Here is a 14,954-nt window from a genome sequence, read left to right as displayed (position 1 = left end):
GCGCAGGTTTTTCCGGGTGTGTCCGAGCAGGGCTCAGCGACTGGCGGCGAGGAACTCGTCGGTGGAGACCACGCTGGCGTAGGCAAACCCCAGCGCCGACATGAATGCCGCATGCACGTGGGCGGCGGGAATGATCAGGCCGTTGAATTCCAGGTCGCGGCTGGCGCAGGCATCGTGAATCACCGTGACGGTGTAGCCCAGATCTGCCGCCGCACGGGTAATGCCGTCGACGCACATGTGGCTCATGCTGCCGACCACCACCAGCTCCTTGATGCCTTGTTCGTCGAGGATCGATTGCAGTTCGGTTTCGCGGAACGAGTTGACGAAGTGCTTGAGCACCACCGGCTCGTCGGCGCGGTTGAGCACTTTGGGATGCAGTTTCGCGCCTTCGGAGCCCGGGGTGAAAAACGGTGCTTGGGGGGAGGTGAATTCGTGGCGGATGTGCACCACCGAATCACCGGCCTCGCGGAACGCCGCGATCAGCCGGGCGGCGTTGTCGGCGGCGGCGTCGGCACCGGCCAGCGGCCACTTGCCTTGGGGGAAGTAGTCGTTCTGGATATCGACTACGATGAGCGCTTGCTTGGCCATGGGTGTGTCCTCGAAGTGAAGGTTGGGTGTGGGCTCAGTATTGGCGCTGGCCACGTTTTCGAGGATTGGCCGCACCGACAATACACAGGGGAAAACTGACAATGGCTGCTGAAAGGATCGTCGCGGAGCTGGGCGTGCTGATTTATCCCGGCGCACAGCTGGCGGCGGTGCATGGTCTGACCGATCTGTTCGGTGTGGCCGACCGGATCGCTGACGAACATCAGGCTGCGCAATTGCCGCTGCTGCGGATCAGCCATTGGCAGGTTGAGGGCGATCGACCGCCAGTGCGGGTTTACGACAGTCGCCCCGGTGCCGACAACGGTTTGCTGGCGGTGCTGATTCCACCGTCCATCGCCGGTTTTTCTGCGGCACAGATGCCGGCCGGGCTGGTGCCCTGGCTGCGTGAACAACACGCTCGGGGCGCAACGCTCGGCGGGGTTTGTGTCGGTTCATGGCTACTGGCGGAGAGCGGGTTGCTCGACGGTCGCAGCGCGACCACGCACTGGACTTCGGCCAAGGCTTTTGCCGAGTGTTACCCGAGGATCAGGCTCAAGGCCGATACGCCGATTGTCGACGATGGCGACCTGATTACCACGGCAGGCCTGATGGCCTGGTCAGAGCTTGGTTTGCGGTTGGTGGACCGCTTGCTCGGACCCAGCATCGCCAGCAGCACCGCGCGGTTTCTGGTGGTGGAGCACAGCGACAGCGCCAGCGAGTGCGGAAGCAATTTCGCGCCGATCCTCAATCATGGCGACGGCCCGATTCTTCAGGTTCAGCATTGGTTGCAGGGCACCGGCGCGACGGATGTTTCGTTGACGGCGATGGCCGAGCGCGCGGGCCTGGAAGAACGCACGTTCCTGCGCCGGTTCCGCGCAGCGACGGGCCTGAAGCCCACCGAGTACTGTCAGCATCTGCGAGTCGGCAAGGCGCGGGAAATGCTGGAATTCACCAATGGAACCATCGATCACATCGCGTGGACAGTGGGTTATCAGGATCCGGGCGCGTTTCGCGCGACTTTCAAGAAAATCACCGGGCTGGCGCCCAGTGAATATCGCGCACGGTTTGGCGTGAGTCCGCCGACAGCGGTGGCCCGATAAGGTGAACCCGTCGTGCAAAATGCCGGAGTCATCGCACCGGTCGTGCAGATTGAAACAGGCGCGGTGCCAGCATGGTTTTTTCAAGTCGCTGATTCGCAGACTGTTTCCACTGAACATCCGTTGGCCTGATCTCTGCACTTCCTGAGCTACATTCAACCCGCCGTTGGAAAGGGGGAACGCATGACCCCGACATCCCGCAGGAAAGTGGTCGTCGCCCACTCGGTTCAGCCCGGCGCACCACAACATGAAGTGCAGACCAACAAAGCCCTCGCGCGATGGCTGGCGCAGATCCTCGGCCTCAAGTTCGGCGGCAGTTACGACGCCGAAAAGCATCGCGGCCGGGATATTTATCTGCTGCCGACCCAGACCCTCGTCGGCGCGGTGGCCCGCGAACTGGGTGTGAGTGGCCCGGACGATCTGTGGGGCGGTTTCGTCGAGCACGACTTCATCTGCACCAAAGCCATCAGCCACGGTTTGCGCAGCCATCAGGCCCATGCGCCGCAAGGCTGGTCGCCGCTGTTTTCCGAGCGGGTGCGCTCCGTAGTGCTGGACGGGCTCAGCGTCTTTGCGCTGGAGGATGCGCGGCCCGCCGCCGAACATCTTTTGTACAGCGGACCGATCAGGATCAAGCCGATCCACGCCTGCGCCGGGCGCGGTCAGGAAGTGATCAAGAGCCTTGATGCGTTCGACGAAATCCTCGCCCGACCCGAGGCTGAAGAATTGTTCAGCGATGGCGTGGTGCTGGAGCAGGACTTGAGTGAGGTAATCACCCACAGCGTCGGTCAGTCGTTCATCGGCGACCGGGTGCTGAGTTACTGCGGTGATCAATACTTGACCAAGGACGCCCACGGCGAAGAGGTGTACGGCGGCTCTAACCTGTTGGTGGTGCAGGGCGGTTACGAGGATCTGCTGGCGCTGGATCTGCCCGACGACGTGCGTCTGGCCATCCAGCAGGCGCAGGTGTACGACCGGGCGGCGGACGAAGCCTATCCGCGTTTCTATGCCTCCCGGCGCAATTACGACATCGCCCAGGGCCTGGACAGCGAAGGCCGGCCGCGCAGTGGCGTGCTCGAACAGTCCTGGCGCATGGGCGGCGCCAGCAGCGCGGAAGTGGCGGCGCTGCAGAGCTTCGTCAACGATCCCTCGATGCGCGCGATCCGCGTGTCGTCGGTCGAAACCTATACCGATCAGGCCCTGCCGGCGGATGCCATCGAGGTGTATCGCGGGCCGGCCGAGAACAGCGACTTTCTCCTCAAATACGTAACGGTCAAATCCTATGACGGCTAGAAGCGAAAGCATTCAAATCGACATTGATGATGAACAGATGAGCGGGACCTTCCTCAGTCCCAAATCGAAAGTCCCCGGCGTGTTGTTCGTGCACGGCTGGGGCGGCAGTCAGGAGCGGGATCTGGAACGGGCCAAAGGCATTGCCGGCCTGGGCTGCGTCTGCCTGACCTTCGATCTGCGCGGGCACACTGGCGGCACCGGCATTCCGCTGAGCCGGGTGACCCGCGAAGACAATCTGCGTGACTTGCTGGCGGCCTACGATCGGCTGCTCGCCCACCCGGCGCTGGACACCTCGGCCATCGCGGTGGTGGGTACCAGTTATGGCGGTTACCTCGCCTCGATCCTGACCTCGCTGCGGCCAGTGCGCTGGCTGGCGCTGCGGGTGCCGGCGCTGTACCGCGACGAGCAATGGCACACGCCCAAGCGCGATCTCGACAAGGCTGACCTGCGCGATTATCGCGGCGTGTTGGTGCGCGCCGACAGCAACCGCGCCTTGCATGCCTGTTCGCAGTTCACCGGGGACGTGTTGTTGGTGCAGTCGGAAACCGATGACTACGTGCCCCACGCGACGATCATGAGTTATCGCGCCGCGTGCCAGCAGACTCACTCGCTGACCCACCGCATCATCGATGGCGCCGACCATGCCCTGAGCGACCCGACCTCGCAGCAGGCCTACACCTCGATCCTGGTCGACTGGATCACCGAGATGGTGGTGGGCGAGCGGTTGAGCATCATTCAGTCGCGCTGATCAGGACTTGGTTTCTTCTCGATCCGCAATGCCTTGGCCTTGGCTTCCACCACCAGGTACATCAGCACGGTGATCAACAGCGGCAACAGGAAATAGATCGCCCGGTAAGCCAGCAACCCCGCCACCAGACTGCCGCGCGAAGCCTCGTGTTGCAGCAGCGCCACGAACACCGCTTCCAGCACGCCGAGCCCGGCGGGAATGTGGGTGATGACCCCTGCAATCGCGCTGATCAACAGCACCCCGAGCACCAGCGGATAGTCGAGCTTGCTCGGCAGCAAGGTGAAAATCACCGCCGCCATCAGCGACCAGTTCAGCGCCCCGAGCAGCAATTGCAGGACCGCCATGCGCAGCGACGGCAGGTTGATTTCCACCCCGCGAATCGACCACTCGCGACGCCGGGAAAACTGGCAAGCGACCAGATAACCGGCACTCACCAACAGCAGTAACACGCCAATGCCCTGCAACGCATCGCTGCTGACTTTCCAGCCCGGCGGCATGCGCACCAGCCCGCTGCTGAACACCACACCGGCGATGGTCATGTAGCCGAACCAGTTGGTCGCCAGGCTCAGGCCGAGGATCTTGGCGATGTTGCTTTTGCTCACCCCGAGTCGCGAGTACAGGCGATAACGCATGGCGATCCCGCCGACCCACGCGCTCAAATTGAGGTTGAATGCATAGCTGATGACGCCCACCGGCAGGATCTGTTTCCAGGTCAGATCCTGACGAATGTACGTGCGGCCGATCAGGTCGAAACTGGCGTACACCAGAAAGCTCAGCAAAGTCAGGCTGGAGGCGATGATCAGCGTGCGCACCTTGAAGTCGGCGAGGGTTTGCAGCACCTCGGCCCATTCGATGCGACTGGCGAACATCGTCAGCAAAACGATCAGCGCGAGAAAGAACAGCAGGGTCAGCGGACGTTTCCAGCGGCTCCAGCGGGACTTGCCCGCAGGTATAGGGCGCGCCGCCGCGTGGGCTTCGGAATGGCTCATGAAGGATCGCTCCCGGCGGCATGGGTGAAGGGTTTGAGCCGTGGTTTGTGCGCCGGCAGCCAGCCGGCCATGGCCGGGAAATGCCGAAGGAAGTGAAACACCAGAAAACCCACGGTCATGTGCCAGATCCGCCCGCGCGGCGACTTCGCGGCGTCCATCGCCTTGCAGTGGTTGTGACTAAGGTCTTCGAGGCGTTCGAACAAGTGACGATTGAAGGCTCGGTCACGAATCAGCACGTTGGCCTCCAGGTTCAGCGACAGGCTCAGCGGGTCGAGATTGCTCGAACCGACGGTGCTCCATTCCTCGTCCACCAGCGCCACTTTGCCGTGCAGCGGCCGCTCGCAATATTCGTGAATCTGCACCCCGGCCTTGAGCAGGTAGTCGTAGGTCATGCGCGCGGCGAGTTTGGCCACCAGCATGTCCGGCTGCCCCTGCAGAATCAATCGCACCTCGACCCCGCGCCGGGCCGCGTTGCGGATTTCGCGCAGCAGGCGATAGCCGGGAAAGAAGTAGGCGTTGGCGATCACCACCCGTCGTTGGGCGCGGCGCAGTACCTGCAAATAAACGTCTTCGATATCGGTGTTGTGCCGGTCGTTGTCGCGGAACACCAGCCGCACCTGACCGTCGTGATCATCGAAGGCCATCTCGGCGCGACGCTGCCGGCGCCGTTGCCACCAGAACCGTGCGCGTCCCGGTCGGCCGCTTTGCAGCAGGGCGAAGTGATGGATGTCGGCCACCGCCGGGCCCTGAACCTCCACCGAATAATCCTGCTTCGCTTCGGGGCCGAAATCGGCCAGGTGATCGCCGGAAAAATTGATCCCGCCGATGAACGCAATCAACCCGTCGACCACCACGATCTTGCGATGCAGACGGCGGAACCAGTTGGTGCGAATGCCCAGGCGTTTCGGGGCCGGATCGAAGATTTGCAAATGCACGCCGGCATCGCTCAGCGCGGTCAGATAACCGGTGCTCAGTTCGCCACAACCGAAGCCGTCGAGGCTGACGGTGGTGCGCACGCCACGTCGGGCGGCATCGATCAGAATCTCCTGCAATTCCTTGCCGACCTTGTCTTCGAAGACGATGAAGGTCTCCAGCAGGATTTCGCTTTTCGCCGCGCGCATCGCTTCGAACACCCGGGGAAAATATTCCTCACCGTTTTCCAGCAGCTCGAGCCGGTTGTTGCCCTGCCATCGGTATTCGACATCGACGGTGCCCGGCTCGCGCACGGGCGGGGTGATGCTGACCGGCTCCACGGTGGATTTCTCCAACGGTGCACTGCTCATAGTTCAATCTCCACCGACAGCGGCGCGTGGTCGGAAAGGTGTGACCAGGGACGGTTTGCCAGCACTTTTGGCTGGCTGGCCTTGAGGTTGCGCACGTAGATCCGGTCCAGGCGCAGCAGCGGCATGCGCGCGGGGAAGCTGCGCGCCGGTTTGCCGTGATGCGCCGCAAACACTTCGCGCAGGCCACAGGGTTCAAGCAAGGCATCGGCGCGCTGGCGCCAGTCGTTGAAATCGCCGGCGACGATCACCGGCGCGTCACCGGGCAGCTCGGAAAGGCGTTCTCGCAGTAGGCGCAGTTGATCGTTGCGATGGCTTTCGCGCAGGCCCAGATGGACGCAGATCGCGTGCACTTCACGGTCGTCTCCCGGCAGGCGCAGCACGCAGTGCAAAAGGCCGCGGTTTTCGTGGCCGCTGATCGAAACGTCGAGGTTGTCATGGCGCACGATCTGGAACTTCGACAGCACGGCATTGCCGTGATCGCCATCCGGGTACACCGCGTTGCGCCCATAGGCGAACTGCGGCCAGAGGCTGTCGGCGAGAAACTCGTACTGCGGCATCGTCGGCCAGTTTGCGTAGCGTTTGGGATGGTGCTCGTGGGTGCCGTGGACCTCCTGAAGAAACACCACGTCGGCGGACACGCTGCGCACCGCCTCGCGCAACTCCGGCAGGATGAAACGCCGGTTCAGTGCGGTGAAACCCTTGTGGGTGTTGACCGTCAGCACGGTGAAACGGCGCGCCGTGGTGATGACTGTGGTCTGCTCGTCGGTGAAGCCGACCGGCTCGGGAATGCTCATGCCCAAGTCCTGTTGGAGCGCCAGAATGAAATACCGATATGAATCGTTGCCATGCCGCCCTCCCGTCGAAAGTCCCCGTTCGGCCTCTGTCTGTGGATGACTGCGGGCGGTTCGGGAAAGTTTCGACGGGATTACGGACGGTCGGGCTTTGCCGGATCAGTGCCCGGTGACGATCCGGGTCGAGCCTTCGGCGGGTTCGGCATACACCGGACCCCGGCGATCGAGGCGACCGCTCCAGGCGGTCAGGGCCAGTGCCACCAGCACCACCAGGCCGCCGATCCATGCGGTATGGATCAGGCCGATGTGTTCGACGATCAAACCGCCACCCCACGCGCCACCGGCAATCCCGAGGTTGAATGCGGCAATGTTCAGCCCCGATGCCACGTCCACGGCGTGCGGTGTGTGATGTTCAGCCTGACGCACCACATACACCTGCAGGCCCGGCACGTTGCCGAAGGCGACTGCGCCCCAGACCAACACGGTGGCCAGCGCCAGCCAAGGGTTGCCGGCGGTGAAGGTGAGCACGAACAGCACGGCGGCGAGCAGGGCGAAGATGATTTTCAGCGCGCTGATCGGCCCGCGTTTGTCCGCCAGTTTGCCGCCCCAGATGTTGCCGACCGCCACCGACACGCCGTACACCAGCAACACCAGGCTGACGGTGCCGGCGCTGAAGCCGGAGATGTCCTGAAGGATCGGCGCCAGGAACGTGAAGGCAATGAACGAGCCGCCGTAACCGATGGCCGTCATGGCGTACACCAGCAGCAGGCGAGGTTGCTTGAGCACCTGCAATTGCTGCAACAGCGACGCCGGTTTGCTGTGGGCAATGTTGTTCGGCACATACAGCAGGCTGCCGATAAACGCGATCACGCCCAGTGCTGAAACGGCAAGGAAGGTTTCACGCCAGCCGAAATGCTGACCGATGAACGTGCCCAGCGGTACGCCGGTGACCAGCGCCACGGTCAGGCCGGTGAACATGATCGCAATCGCACTGGCGGCTTTTTCCTTGGGCACCAGGCTGGTGGCGATGGTCGAGCCGATGGAGAAGAACACGCCATGGGCCAGACCCGTGACGATCCGCGCCACTACCAGCGATTCATAACTTGGCGCCAGCCAGGCCAGCAGGTTACCGAGGGTGAACAGCACCATCAGCGACAGCAGCAACAGTTTGCGCGGGACTTTACCGGTGAGGGCGGTCAGCACCGGCGCACCGATGGCTACGCCGAGTGCATAGAGACTGACCAGCAGACCGGCGGACGGCAGGCTGACGCCGAGATCGGCGCCGATGGTGGGAAGCAGGCCAACGATGACGAACTCGGTCGTCCCGATGGCGAAAGCGCTGAGGGTCAGCGCGAGCAAGGCAATGGGCATGACGGCACTCCGGTGGGGGATTGAATGGAGCGCAGTGTCGGGGTTTGGTGGGGGTGGAAAAATACAGGGGTGGGCATTTGATATTTGATCTGGGCGCAAAGATCAAAGAGCGGCTCTCAAGGCGTTCTTGAACTTTGCCAAGCCAAAACCGATCAGTTCCTTACAGGTTCAACCAAGGGAGCTCTGCGTTTTGACCAGGTTCAGGATCGCGATTCTATTGGGGGCATTGCTGTTGTTCGGCGGCAATGCAGTGCAAGCCGCCAGCCTGCCGGGCGTTCCGGCGGCCGGTGAAGAGCCGGCCAAACCGGAACCGATCGTCCAGGGCGGTCTGCTTGGCGCCATCAGTTCCAGCATCGACGACGTGCAGGACAAACTCGATCTCAACGAGCATCTGGTCGACGCCTGGCGCCTGCGCGCCGACCGGGCGGCGGATGAAGTCGACAGGCTGGTCAATCAACCTTCGAACCGCTCCGGCTGGAGCGTGGCGGGGGATTTCCTGATGCTCTCCGGCGTGTGGCTGGGCACGTTTGCCGTGTTGACGGTGCTCGGCAGCGTGCTGGGCAAACGCCTGCGGGAGGGGCGTTGGCTGCGCACCCGCCAACGCAGTCAGGACCTGCTCGGTTACTTGTTGCCTTACACACTGCCCGCGTTGATCTGCCTGCCGCTGACCCTGTACGTCAGCCATTTTCTGTCGGCCTCGGTCGGCCGCGCGCTGGCGCTGTGTTTTGCCTACGCCACCAGCAGCGGGATATTTTCCACATCGATGCTGTTGTGCGTGGTGGTGATGTTCAACGTCGGCCATAAGCGCCGCGCCGTGCAGATCATTCGCGACTACTGCCCGAAACCGCTGTTCCTGATCGGCTTTCTCGCCGCCCTCAGCGATGCCCTGACCAGCCCGCAGATCGCCCGGCAACTGGGCGGCAACATCACCAGCAGCATCGCGGTGTTCACCGGTCTGCTGGCCTCGATCATCTTCGGTCTGCTGGTGATTCGCCTGCGTCGGCCGGTGGCGCACCTGATCCGCAATCGCTCGCTGGCCCAGCGCCTGAAACAGCCGTCGATGCAGGAGTCGCTACGGATTTTTTCCGGGCTCTGGTATTGGCCGATCGTGCTGATGGTGCTGGTTTCGGCGGTCAATCTGATCGGCATTGGCGAGGACAATCAAAAGGCCCTGCGTTGTGCGCTGTTCACCACGGTGCTGCTGATCGGCACGGTATTTCTGAGCACCGTGCTGCAACACCTGTTCAAGTCGCGCAAGGCCGAGGCGATCCAGCGCAGCAGTGCCTACAAGGAACGTTTCCTCAGCCTGTTGCATGCGTTGCTGCGGATCGTCGTCGCGATTGCGTTCATCGATATCCTCGGACGGATCTGGGGCGTGTCGCTGCTCGACTTCGCGCAGAGCAGCACGGTCGGTCGGGCGATCAGCAATGCGCTGAGCAGCATCGGGTTGATCTTCCTAGTGACATGGCTGCTGTGGGTGGTGCTCGACACGGCGATTCAGGAAGCGCTGAAACCGCCGGTCAGCAAGCGCTCGGCGCGCCAGCCCAGCACCCGGGTGAAAACCATCCTGCCGCTGTTGCGCAACGCGATCAAAATCATCCTCGTGGTGATCTGCGCGATCACCACCATGGCCAATCTCGGGATCAACGTCGCGCCGCTGCTGGCCGGTGCCGGGGTGGTCGGCCTGGCCATCGGTTTCGGCTCGCAGCAACTGGTGCAGGACGTGATCACCGGGCTGTTCATCATCATCGAAGACACCCTGTCGATCGGCGATTGGGTGGTGCTCGATTCCGGGCATGCCGGCACGGTCGAAGGCCTGACCATTCGCACCTTGCGCCTGCGCGACGGCAAGGGCTTCGTGCACTCGGTGCCGTTCGGTCAGATCAAGGCCGTGACCAATCAATCGCGGCAGTTTGCGTTCGCGTTTTTCTCGGTGCAGTTCACCTACGACACCGATGTCGACAAGGCCATCGAACTGATTCGCGAGGCAGGGGATTCGATCCGCGAAGACCCGTTCCTCAAGTACAACCTGCAAGGGCCGCTGGATGTGTTCGGTGTGGACAGGATGGACCTCAACGGCGTGGTGCTGACCGCGCAATTCCGCACAGTGTCGGGCGGGCAATATGCGGTGAGTCGCGCATTCAACCAGCGTCTGAAAAAGCTTGTGGATAACAGCCCGTGGGTGCATTTCGCGCAAACTTATCCACAGCAGGTTTTGTTGCCCAAGCGCCAGGAAGCAGAGGAGGCGCCGGCGCATTCGTCGGTGGTGTTGCCAGAGCAATCGCCGACTCAATAGGAGTTCTTGTGGTGCATGTTCCGGCCTCTTCGCGGGCTTGCCCGCGAAGAGGTCAGACCGGTTTACATCAATGCCGGATCAGTTTGCTGCGCGCCTGCTCCATGGAAACCTGATCCATCTCCACCCAGAATTGTTGCTTGCCGGCAATCTCGGCAGCGACTGGCAAGCCGTCGCGATACACCAGCCGATTGCTGGCCAGCGCCGGCACTTTCGCGCCTGGTAACAAAGTGCCGGCGAGGTTCAGCGGGTCGACGCCACACACCGCGATCAGGCTGCCGTCATGGGGGCGCCGGCGGACTTCGCGCAATAGCGCAATCGCCTCGGGCAGGGCGAATTGCTCGCCGGCCAGACCACTGACAAACCGGCCGCCACGAATCTCGCCCCGAGCCTCCAGCCGATGGAATGTACGCAGCAGTTCGCGCCAGCTCGGCAACCAATCGGCTTCGCGTTCCAGCAGGCGCCAGAACACCACGCCATAGCGGCGCAACAACGTCATGGCGACGTGTTCGAGGGTTTCGGGCGACGCTGTTTGACGGTTTTCCACAACCGCCCCGCGACGCAATAACGCCCAGCGCCCGGCATCGTCCATGCCCCCGACAAACGCCCCGCGCCCGCGTCGACTGCTGCGCTGCTGGCGCTTGCTTGTCGGGGTGATCAGCGCCCGCAATCCGGCGAAGCTGTCGGCATTCACCAGACCGGCGCCGACCAGTTCCTGCAAGGCGATTTCCAGCTCGGTGCGCAGCAGGTGCGCTTCATGAATCAGTTCATCGAAAAACAGCGCGCCGTGCTGGCTCAGCGCGTCGAAAACCTTGCGGGTCTTGGGCGACAGTTCACTGACCGGCGTCTGCTCGGCCAGTGCACTCCACAAGCCGACCTGAGTGCGCGGCAGCAACACGATCGGCGTGCTGCGCAACGCCGTGCCGCTGATGTTTTGCCGGGCACTGAGTCGCGTCCATACCAGCTTGCCGCTGCGGCACAGATCATCCAGCCAGCTCGGTGAATAGTCCTTGAGCCGCGCGGGAAGGAGATCGCTATCCCACGCCGAAGCAGCAGCCGGGTAGCCTTCGAACTGACCGACAATCGCCGGCAACACACCGCTGCCCTGACCACGGGTTGACGGGGACAAGTGCTGCCAGTCGAACAGAAACCGCATGAAATCCTGCAATGCCACCGGCTCGATTTCCCGGCGCAGACGCTTGACGGTGTAGCGGTGAATGCGCGCCAGCAGATGGCGCTCGCACCATTCCTCAACGGGCGATCCCGGCGTGAACTGGCCGCGCAGTACGTAACCTTCGCGCTCCAGATGAGCGAGGGCTTGATGAACAGAGGCCGGCATCAACGCCAGCGGTTCGGCAATCGCCGCCAGCGGTAGCGGGCCGAATGCGCCGAGCCGCGCGCGGATCACTTCGATCAGTGCATCCTCGGCTGCCCATGGTTCGTCGAAACCGGGCAATGCGGGGAGTGCCGACTGCGCCTGTGGATAAAGCGCTTGCAGACAGGTCAGCCGTTCTCTCGCCAGCCACAGTGAATGCTCGGGATCGATCTGCAATTGGCAGGCTCGCCCGGTCTCGGCCAGGGCATTGAGCCAATCGCGCCACTGCGGATTGGCCTCGACTTCGCGATCGCTGATGCAGGCAAGGCTCATCAGCGCTTCGTGCATTTCATCGGCGTTGTTCGGTGTCGGCCACGCCTCATCGCGCACGGCGTTGATCGCCTCGGCCTCCAGCGCGCCGAGGTCATCGGTGGATTGCGGATCGCTCCAGCGACGGTTGAGCACGGCCTGGGTGCGACGTTCTTCCAGCGGCGCATCGTCGAGAAAGGTGTAGGGCCGGGCGCTGAGGATTTCCGCCGCCAGCGGCGAGGGCGCCGGCAGGTCGCGGGCGATCAAACGCACTTCGCCGCGCTCCATGCGCCGCAGGAGTTCGAGCCAGCCTTCACTGTCCATCGCTTCATGCAGGCAATCGTCGAGGGTCTGTTCCACCAGCGGATGCTCGGGAATTTCCCGTTCGCCGGCGAGGTTTTCCAGGCAGGCGATCTGATCGGGAAACACGCTGGCGATCAGGTCTTCGCTTTTCATCCGCTGCAATTGCGGCGCGACCTTGCGCCCGCCCGTGTAGCGCGGCAGGGCCAGCGCCACGCCGGCATTCCAGCGCCAGCGCACACCGAACAGCGGCGCATCCAGCACCGCTTGAATCAGGATGTGCTCGGCGCTGTTGCTGTGCAGATAACGCCAGACCTCATCGAGTTCGAAACTGTGGCTGGTGGACAGCGACAGCACGATCGCGTCTTCGCTGGCGGCGGCCTGCAATTCGAAGTTGAAGGTGCGGCAGAAACGCTTGCGCAGGGCCAGGCCCCAGGCGCGGTTGATGCGGCTGCCGAACGGCGAATGAATGATCAGCTGGGTGCCGCCGGACTCGTCGAAAAACCGCTCCATCAGCAGCGTGTCCCGGGACGGTAACGCACCGAGGGCGAGGCGGGCGCGGGCCAGGTAATCCACCAGTTGTTCGGCGCTGGCCAGGTTCAGGCCGAGAGTGTCGGTCAGCCAGTCGAGGGCCGGTTGCAGATTGCCGGGGCTGGCGCTGAGCAATTGATCGAGTTGCGCGTGCAGGCGCGCCACGGCCGCCGACAATTCGTCACTGCGCCCCGGTGCTTCGCCGAGCCAGAACGGAATGGTCGGCGGTTGACCCTGGGCGTCCTCGACCCGCACCTTGCCGGTTTCCACCCGCAAGATGCGATAGGAGGCGTTGCCGAGCTGGAACACGTCCCCGGCAATGCTTTCCACGGCGAAGTCTTCGTTGACACTGCCGATGTTCAGGCCCTGGGGTTCGAGCAATACGCTGTAGTCGGCGTTGTCGGGGATGGTGCCGCCGCTGGTGACGGCGGTCAGTCGTGCGCCGCGTCGTCCGCGCAGCGTTCGGCTAACAGCGTCGCGGTGCAGGTAGGCGCTGCGGATGCCCTGACGGCCGTTGTAGCCCTCGGCGAGCATGCCCAGCAGCGCCTGATAATGTTTTTCGTCGAGGCGGGCGTAGGGCTCGGCCCGGCGGAACAGCGCGAGCAAATCGTCCTCGGCCCATTCCTGGCAACTGACCTCGGCGATGATCTGCTGTGCTAGCACATCCAGCGGCGCTTCGGGAATGTGCAGCGTATCGAGTTCACCCCGGCGCACGCAGTCGAGCAGGGCGGCGCACTCGATCAGGTCATCGCGGGTGGTGGCGAACAGGCGCCCTTTGGGCGTGCCGCCGACCTGGTGTCCGGAACGGCCGACTCGTTGCAGAAAACCTGCGATCGAACGTGGCGAGGCGATCTGGCAAACCAGGTCGACTTCGCCGATGTCGATCCCCAGTTCCAGCGACGCGGTGGCGATCAGCACTTGCAGCTCGCCACGCTTGAGTCGTTGCTCGGCGTCGAGGCGAAACTCTTTAGCCAGACTGCCGTGGTGCGCGGCCACCGCGTGTTTGCCGAGGCGTTCGCTCAGGTGCCGGCTCAGGCGCTCGGCCAGACGGCGGGTGTTGACGAAAATCAGCGTGGTGCGGTGTTCACGGGCCAGTGTGGCGAGGCGATCGTAGACCAGTTCCCAGACGTCATTGGCCATCACCGCCGACAAAGGCACCGGCGGCACTTCGATGCCCAGATCCCGGGGACGCGCGTGGCCGATGTCGATGATTTCGCAGGGGCGCTCATGGCCCACCAGAAACCGCGCCACCGCATCGATCGGTTTCTGCGTGGCCGACAGACCGATGCGGGTCAGCGGTTCGGCGCACAGCGCCTGCAAGCGTTCGAGGCTCAGGGCCAGGTGACTGCCGCGTTTGCCGGCGGCGATGGCGTGTATTTCATCGACGATCACCGTGCGCGTGGTACCGAGCATTTTTCGGCCGGACTCGGAGCCGAGCAGCACGTAGAGCGATTCCGGAGTCGTCACCAGAATGTGCGGCGCGCTCTTGCGCATGGCGGCGCGGTCTTTCTGCGGGGTGTCGCCGGTGCGTACGGCGGTGGTGATTTCCAGCGCCGGCAGATCCATTTGGCGTAACTGCTCGGTAATCCCGGCCAACGGGTTCTGCAGGTTGATGCGGATGTCGTTGGACAGCGCCTTGAGTGGCGAGACGTAGACCACCAGTGTCTCGTCCGGCAGACCGTCCGGGGTTTCCAGGCCACGGTGGACCAGATCGTCGAGCACCGCGAGGAACGCGGTGAGGGTCTTGCCGGAGCCGGTGGGCGCGGCGATCAGCGTCGAACGGCGCTGACGGATCAACGGCCATGCGCGGGCCTGGGCGGCGGTCACCGTCGGGAATGTGCTGCTGAACCAGGCGCTGACGGCGGGGTGGAAGCCTGCCAGGGCCGCGTCCTTGGGGAGGGGCAGATTCATGGCTTCAGTTATGCGGGTGGGCGGGCGAAGTTGCAAGTACCGCTCGGGATCTACACTTTACGGGTGACGGTTGCGCACTAAACCCGCAAAATGCAACGATTCCGGCAATTATCGACGACGCTGCCACGAGCATCGTCGCCA

10 protein-coding genes are annotated in these 14,954 nt (G+C 63.4%); 4 read left to right on the top strand and 6 right to left on the bottom strand.

Going from position 1 to position 14,954, the window contains the following annotated elements; all coding sequences use genetic code 11:
- Nucleotides 1-33: 33 nt before the first annotated feature.
- A complete protein-coding gene (locus tag KJY40_RS27070; protein ID WP_230733800.1) occupies nt 34-588 on the bottom strand; it encodes a cysteine hydrolase family protein in 555 nt (184 codons plus the stop codon).
- Between the two features lie 101 nt (nt 589-689).
- Between KJY40_RS27070 and KJY40_RS27065 the strand changes: the two genes are divergently transcribed.
- From KJY40_RS27065 to KJY40_RS27055, 3 genes are all read left to right on the top strand, one after another.
- A complete protein-coding gene (locus KJY40_RS27065) occupies nt 690-1,685 on the top strand; it encodes a GlxA family transcriptional regulator (protein WP_230733799.1) in 996 nt (331 codons plus the stop codon).
- A gap of 180 nt (nt 1,686-1,865) precedes the next feature.
- On the top strand, nt 1,866-2,972 hold the full coding sequence (locus tag KJY40_RS27060) for a DUF3182 family protein (protein WP_230733798.1): 1,107 nt from the start codon (nt 1,866-1,868) through the stop codon (nt 2,970-2,972).
- On the top strand, nt 2,962-3,720 hold the full coding sequence (locus tag KJY40_RS27055) for an alpha/beta hydrolase family protein (RefSeq protein WP_230733796.1): 759 nt from the start codon (nt 2,962-2,964) through the stop codon (nt 3,718-3,720). The genes KJY40_RS27060 and KJY40_RS27055 overlap by 11 nt, the downstream gene beginning before the upstream one ends.
- On the opposite strand, the gene KJY40_RS27050 is transcribed toward KJY40_RS27055, so the two are convergent.
- From KJY40_RS27050 to KJY40_RS27035, 4 genes are all read right to left on the bottom strand, one after another.
- Nucleotides 3,708-4,709 carry a lysylphosphatidylglycerol synthase domain-containing protein gene (locus KJY40_RS27050; protein WP_230733794.1) on the bottom strand — a complete coding sequence of 334 codons (1,002 nt, stop codon included), beginning with the start codon at nt 4,707-4,709 and terminating at the stop codon, nt 3,708-3,710. The genes KJY40_RS27055 and KJY40_RS27050 overlap by 13 nt on opposite strands.
- Nucleotides 4,706-5,992 carry a cardiolipin synthase ClsB gene (clsB, locus tag KJY40_RS27045; RefSeq protein WP_230733792.1) on the bottom strand — a complete coding sequence of 429 codons (1,287 nt, stop codon included), beginning with the start codon at nt 5,990-5,992 and terminating at the stop codon, nt 4,706-4,708. The genes KJY40_RS27050 and clsB overlap by 4 nt, the downstream gene beginning before the upstream one ends.
- Nucleotides 5,989-6,786, bottom strand: coding sequence for an endonuclease/exonuclease/phosphatase family protein (locus KJY40_RS27040; protein ID WP_230733790.1), 798 nt, complete (start codon nt 6,784-6,786; stop codon nt 5,989-5,991). The genes clsB and KJY40_RS27040 overlap by 4 nt, the downstream gene beginning before the upstream one ends.
- Nucleotides 6,787-6,942: 156 nt before the next feature.
- Nucleotides 6,943-8,154: an MFS transporter gene (locus KJY40_RS27035; RefSeq protein WP_230733788.1), complete on the bottom strand. Its 1,212-nt coding sequence runs from the start codon at nt 8,152-8,154 to the stop codon at nt 6,943-6,945.
- Between the two features lie 190 nt (nt 8,155-8,344).
- Here KJY40_RS27035 and KJY40_RS27030 point away from each other — a divergent pair, with 190 nt between their 5' ends.
- Nucleotides 8,345-10,450 (top strand): mechanosensitive ion channel family protein, encoded by a 2,106-nt coding sequence (locus tag KJY40_RS27030; protein ID WP_230733786.1) that lies wholly within the window; start codon nt 8,345-8,347, stop codon nt 10,448-10,450.
- A gap of 67 nt (nt 10,451-10,517) precedes the next feature.
- Here the strand turns inward: KJY40_RS27030 and KJY40_RS27025 are convergent, their stop codons facing one another.
- Nucleotides 10,518-14,813 (bottom strand): DEAD/DEAH box helicase, encoded by a 4,296-nt coding sequence (locus KJY40_RS27025; protein ID WP_230733784.1) that lies wholly within the window; start codon nt 14,811-14,813, stop codon nt 10,518-10,520.
- Between the last annotated feature and the right edge of the window lie 141 nt (nt 14,814-14,954).

The sequence above is a fragment of the Pseudomonas fitomaticsae genome, assembly GCF_021018765.1.
Classification (GTDB): Bacteria; Pseudomonadota; Gammaproteobacteria; order Pseudomonadales; family Pseudomonadaceae; genus Aquipseudomonas; species Aquipseudomonas fitomaticsae.
The sequence above is the reverse complement of the archived record's forward strand: the minus strand, read 5'-3'. Positions and strand labels throughout refer to the sequence as shown.

Coding starts and splice junctions, on each gene's coding strand:
- KJY40_RS27070 (WP_230733800.1), bottom strand. CDS start 588: ATGGCCAAGCAAGCGCTCATCGTAGTCGATATCCAGAACGACTACTTC.
- KJY40_RS27065 (WP_230733799.1), top strand. CDS start 690: ATGGCTGCTGAAAGGATCGTCGCGGAGCTGGGCGTGCTGATTTATCCC.
- KJY40_RS27060 (WP_230733798.1), top strand. CDS start 1,866: ATGACCCCGACATCCCGCAGGAAAGTGGTCGTCGCCCACTCGGTTCAG.
- KJY40_RS27055 (WP_230733796.1), top strand. CDS start 2,962: ATGACGGCTAGAAGCGAAAGCATTCAAATCGACATTGATGATGAACAG.
- KJY40_RS27050 (WP_230733794.1), bottom strand. CDS start 4,709: ATGAGCCATTCCGAAGCCCACGCGGCGGCGCGCCCTATACCTGCGGGC.
- clsB (WP_230733792.1), bottom strand. CDS start 5,992: ATGAGCAGTGCACCGTTGGAGAAATCCACCGTGGAGCCGGTCAGCATC.
- KJY40_RS27040 (WP_230733790.1), bottom strand. CDS start 6,786: ATGAGCATTCCCGAGCCGGTCGGCTTCACCGACGAGCAGACCACAGTC.
- KJY40_RS27035 (WP_230733788.1), bottom strand. CDS start 8,154: ATGCCCATTGCCTTGCTCGCGCTGACCCTCAGCGCTTTCGCCATCGGG.
- KJY40_RS27025 (WP_230733784.1), bottom strand. CDS start 14,813: ATGAATCTGCCCCTCCCCAAGGACGCGGCCCTGGCAGGCTTCCACCCC.